The organism is Fischerella sp., assembly GCF_013388695.1.
Lineage (GTDB): Bacteria > Cyanobacteriota > Cyanobacteriia > Cyanobacteriales > Nostocaceae > PCC9605.
Map to the genome: position 1 here is coordinate 1 of NZ_JACAEU010000119.1, position 4,043 is coordinate 4,043.

General features: G+C 45.8%; 5 protein-coding genes. 2 read left to right on the forward strand and 3 right to left on the reverse strand.

All coding sequences use genetic code 11. From position 1 onward, the window contains the following. Positions 1-137: 137 nt before the first annotated feature. Together HXY43_RS16280 and HXY43_RS16285 are read right to left on the reverse strand one after the other, a co-directional pair. On the reverse strand, positions 138-410 hold the full coding sequence (locus tag HXY43_RS16280) for a hypothetical protein (protein ID WP_290884678.1): 273 nt from the start codon (positions 408-410) through the stop codon (positions 138-140). 108 nt (positions 411-518) lie between these two features. Further along, positions 519-731, reverse strand: coding sequence for a hypothetical protein (locus HXY43_RS16285; protein WP_290884681.1), 213 nt, complete (start codon positions 729-731; stop codon positions 519-521). Between the two features lie 425 nt (positions 732-1,156). Between HXY43_RS16285 and leuC the strand changes: the two genes are divergently transcribed. Both leuC and leuD read left to right on the forward strand, forming a co-directional pair. Next, positions 1,157-2,563 (forward strand): 3-isopropylmalate dehydratase large subunit, encoded by a 1,407-nt coding sequence (gene leuC, locus HXY43_RS16290; protein WP_290884684.1) that lies wholly within the window; start codon positions 1,157-1,159, stop codon positions 2,561-2,563. Positions 2,564-2,726: 163 nt separating this feature from the next. After that, on the forward strand, positions 2,727-3,335 hold the full coding sequence (gene leuD / locus HXY43_RS16295; protein WP_290884686.1) for a 3-isopropylmalate dehydratase small subunit: 609 nt from the start codon (positions 2,727-2,729) through the stop codon (positions 3,333-3,335). A gap of 32 nt (positions 3,336-3,367) precedes the next feature. On the opposite strand, the gene HXY43_RS16300 is transcribed toward leuD, so the two are convergent. Continuing rightward, on the reverse strand, positions 3,368-3,796 hold the full coding sequence (locus HXY43_RS16300; RefSeq protein WP_290884689.1) for a GFA family protein: 429 nt from the start codon (positions 3,794-3,796) through the stop codon (positions 3,368-3,370). Positions 3,797-4,043: the final 247 nt, after the last annotated feature.

Below are 4,043 nucleotides of genomic sequence, written 5' to 3' on the forward strand. Positions count from 1 at the left end.
AGGGCGGGCGAGACGCCCACCCCACAAGAACAACAAATCTCTTGTGGGGTGGAGAGAAGTTGCCGGGGAGATGTTCTTTCCGGCAAACTTCGGGGCATCCTGCCCGCCTTGTCAAAAAATAAGCACTTTATGTTTAATTACTTAATTTTTTGTTTATTTCCACGGCAAGATTGAGACTGCCAAATCTGATAACCACTAATAACAGCCAAAGTTAGAACACCAGTTATCGCCGCTGCGATCGCTTTTACCGGAGGTTTACTTTTATCACCAATCATAGCCTCCTTCGGTAAGGCACAAATTACACAGTCTGCCCCAAAATTTTCATAGGGATCGTGCTTTCCTGGGGGATTTTGATGGGGGTATGATTTTTCATCTTTTGGCACACCATCGCACTCCCAACTTTTCGCCATGTCTGCCCAACCTCCTAATATGTTTTTGCTACCTGAGCTTTTGAATTTACCTACAGATAGAGTGTGGATGCTTACAGAAAATTTATTTATACATATCTCTCATCATGTCTAGGTTATGCAAAAATCAGCGTAAATTACAGATTGTTTTTCTGGCGTTGCTGATTTGAAGTATGAATTTGATTTTGTCATGCTGTAGACGCTTCTGCGGCTTCCCGCAGGGTGTATAGCGCAGCGAAACGTAGACGCGACAGCGGCTTCTCGCAGAGTAGCATCTGTCAAGATTCTTCGCTCCACAAAGTTCCGCTCAGAATGACAATTCATATCTTGATTCAGCAACGCCGTTTTTCTTTACTATTAGTATTTCTTTGGCAGAAGCGATATTTTCCGCATACTATATTGTATCAACATAAAAATTTACAAATTAACAAATTAAATCAAGTCACAACGAACGTAAATAAGTAGCCATCATGAACTGCCTACTCTACGGTAAGCCCCCCTAACGGGCGTCTAAAGATCGCGCTGCCTAATCTCACAGATGCCTTACTTTTATCTAAAAAGTAATGAAACTCATATCTTTTACATATTAGTTAAGCAACAAAAATATATTGGACATGACTAACAAGCTTTTCTATCGTGAAGATTATAGGTAACAAAAAGCTCTCGCTATAGTCCGAAGGCTTGGCGGTAGCTAATTCACTTTATTTGATACCATCTAAAAAATGCGACAGCTTAAAACAAATTCAAGTATGAGCAAAGGTACACTATTTGATAAAGTTTGGGATTTACACACTGTTGGTAAACTTCCTTCAGGACAAACGCAACTATTAATTGGACTACACCTGATCCATGAAGTTACCAGTCCCCAAGCCTTTGCTATGCTGAGGGAGCGGGGTTTGAAAGTATTGTTTCCAGAGCGGACAGTCGCTACGGTAGACCATATCGTACCAACAACAAATCAAGCACGTCCTTTTGCTGATACTCTGGCAGAAGAAATGATGCAGGCGCTAGAGCAGAATTGTCAAGAAAATGGCATTACCTTCTACAATATTGGTTCTGGAAATCAGGGGATTGTGCATGTGATTGCGCCAGAACAAGGACTCACCCAACCTGGAATGACGATCGCCTGTGGAGATAGCCATACTTCAACCCACGGTGCCTTTGGGGCGATCGCTTTTGGTATTGGTACTAGCCAAGTCCGCGACGTTCTCGCTTCCCAAACCCTGGCCCTGTCTAAACTCAAAGTCCGCAAAATCGAAGTCAACGGCACTCTCAAACCAGGAGTCTACGCCAAAGATGTCATCCTCCATATTATTCGTACCCTCGGTGTCAAAGGTGGTGTCGGATACGCCTACGAATTTGCAGGTACCACCTTTGCACAAATGAGCATGGAAGAACGGATGACAGTCTGCAATATGGCGATCGAAGGCGGTGCACGTTGCGGCTATATCAACCCCGATCAAGTCACCTACGAATACCTCAAGGGTAGAGACTTTGCCCCCAAAGGTGCAGATTGGGACAAAGCAGTTGCTTGGTGGGAGTCTATCAAGAGTGATGCCGACGCCGAGTACGATGATGTAGTAGTTTTCGATGCTGCTGACATTCCTCCTACCGTCACTTGGGGTATAACTCCCGGTCAAGGTATCGGAATTGACCAGTCCGTACCCTCTCCCCAACAACTACCCCAAGATGACCGCCAAATAGCTGAAGAAGCTTACCGCTACATGGATCTAGCCCCCGGTCAACCTATCCAAGGCACTAAAATTGATGTTTGCTTTATTGGTAGCTGCACCAACGGACGAATCAGCGATTTGCGAGAAGCCGCCAAAGTTGCCAAGGGACGGCACGTTGCCGCAGGAATCAAAGCCTTCGTAGTCCCTGGTTCCGAACGGGTGAAACAGCAAGCTGAAGCAGAAGGACTAGATAAAATCTTCACGGAAGCAGGATTTGAGTGGCGCGAACCCGGATGTTCGATGTGCCTGGCCATGAACCCTGATAAACTTCAGGGACAACAGATCAGCGCCTCTTCCTCCAACCGTAACTTTAAAGGTAGACAAGGTTCAGCCTCCGGCCGCACTTTGCTGATGAGTCCCGCGATGGTTGCAGCAGCAGCGGTGAAAGGCGAAGTATTCGACGTGCGTGAGTTGTTGAATTAATTCTTAGTGTCTTGGTGCCTTGGTGGTTAATAAAACATATTTTTGAAACACAAAGACGAGCCAGCGCGTTGCGGGGGTTCCCCCCGTTGTAGCGACTGGTGTACAAAGACACAAAGCTTGACACAACTGACATTTTTCCCCTACTCCTCAATCCAACAGTCTTATGGTAAGTGAAGTTAAAGCAGTTTCCGGACGCGGTATTCCTTTAGTGGGCAATGACATTGATACTGACCGCATTATTCCTGCCCGTTTTTTGCGCTGTGTCACCTTTGATGGCTTAGGCGCACACGCGTTTGCTGACGATCGCGCTGCACTCAAAGGACAACATCCCTTTGATCAACCGCAGTATCAAGGCGCAAAAATTTTGGTCGTCAACCGCAACTTTGGCTGTGGTTCCTCACGAGAACACGCACCCCAAGCGATCGCCAAATGGGGAATTCAAGCACTGGTGGGCGAAAGCTTCGCGGAAATCTTTTTTGGCAACTGTGTTGCGATGGGCATTCCCTGTGTTACTGCTGATGCTGCCACTGTCAAGCAATTGCAAGAAATCTTAACAGCTAATCCTCAAGCTGAAATGATGGTGAATTTGGAAACGATGCAGGTGCAAAGTGGTGACTTTTCTGCCCCCATCTCAATGGGAGAAGGCGCGAAAAATATGTTTGTTTCCGGTACTTGGGATGCTTGTGGTCAGTTAGTAGCACACGCAGACCAAATTCGGGTAACGGCAGCAAAATTACCGTACTTGAGTTGGAGTAAAGTTGCTGCCAGCTAAAACACCGGAAAGCATCAATGCACACAGTAAATTTATGTATGTGCATCGGTTTCCATCAATGGCATCTTGGCAAACTTGGGCAGATCCGGGTTCATGTAATCCCAAGGTTGGGCACTGGCTGTGTAAATATCCATCGCAGGTTTGAACCAGCTTGGATCATCAAGACTCCCTGCCATAATGACCATCAAATCAGGCATTGGGGGCTTGCTAAATAATCGCGAACCACAGTTGGGGCAAAAACCTCGACCAACAATGCTTCCACTATCACCAATCACATCATAATATTTCACATCTCCGGTGATAGTGACTGTACTTTGCGGCACGAGAAGCACAGAGGCATAGGCACTTCCTGTTGCCCGTTGACAATCGCGACAATGGCAATTTCCCATCGCAATGGGTTCGGCTGAACATTCGTAACGGACAGATCCGCACAGACAACCGCCAGTAAATTTGATCGCCATAATAATATCTCTCCTGGAAAGCTCTGAGTTTTGTTGCTTCTTGAACACAGATGTATAAGATAGGCACTGTCCGAGTCCTTAATCTAAAGTAGCGATCGCACTCTTATTTGGTCTTACAAGTTTTTGCTTTTTTTGGCGTTGCTGAATTTGGTCATGAATTATGTGTGCATACATTTTTGTAGTTCGATGCCAAATCATTGTAGAGACGTAGCAATGCTACGTCTCTACATACCCGTGAATTGTAAAT

Excerpts from the sequence above, each read along its gene's own strand:
- HXY43_RS16280 (WP_290884678.1), bottom strand. The coding sequence starts at position 410 with ATGGCGAAAAGTTGGGAGTGCGATGGTGTGCCAAAAGATGAAAAATCA.
- HXY43_RS16285 (WP_290884681.1), bottom strand. The coding sequence starts at position 731 with ATGAATTGTCATTCTGAGCGGAACTTTGTGGAGCGAAGAATCTTGACA.
- leuC (WP_290884684.1), top strand. The coding sequence starts at position 1,157 with ATGAGCAAAGGTACACTATTTGATAAAGTTTGGGATTTACACACTGTT.
- leuD (WP_290884686.1), top strand. The coding sequence starts at position 2,727 with ATGGTAAGTGAAGTTAAAGCAGTTTCCGGACGCGGTATTCCTTTAGTG.
- HXY43_RS16300 (WP_290884689.1), bottom strand. The coding sequence starts at position 3,796 with ATGGCGATCAAATTTACTGGCGGTTGTCTGTGCGGATCTGTCCGTTAC.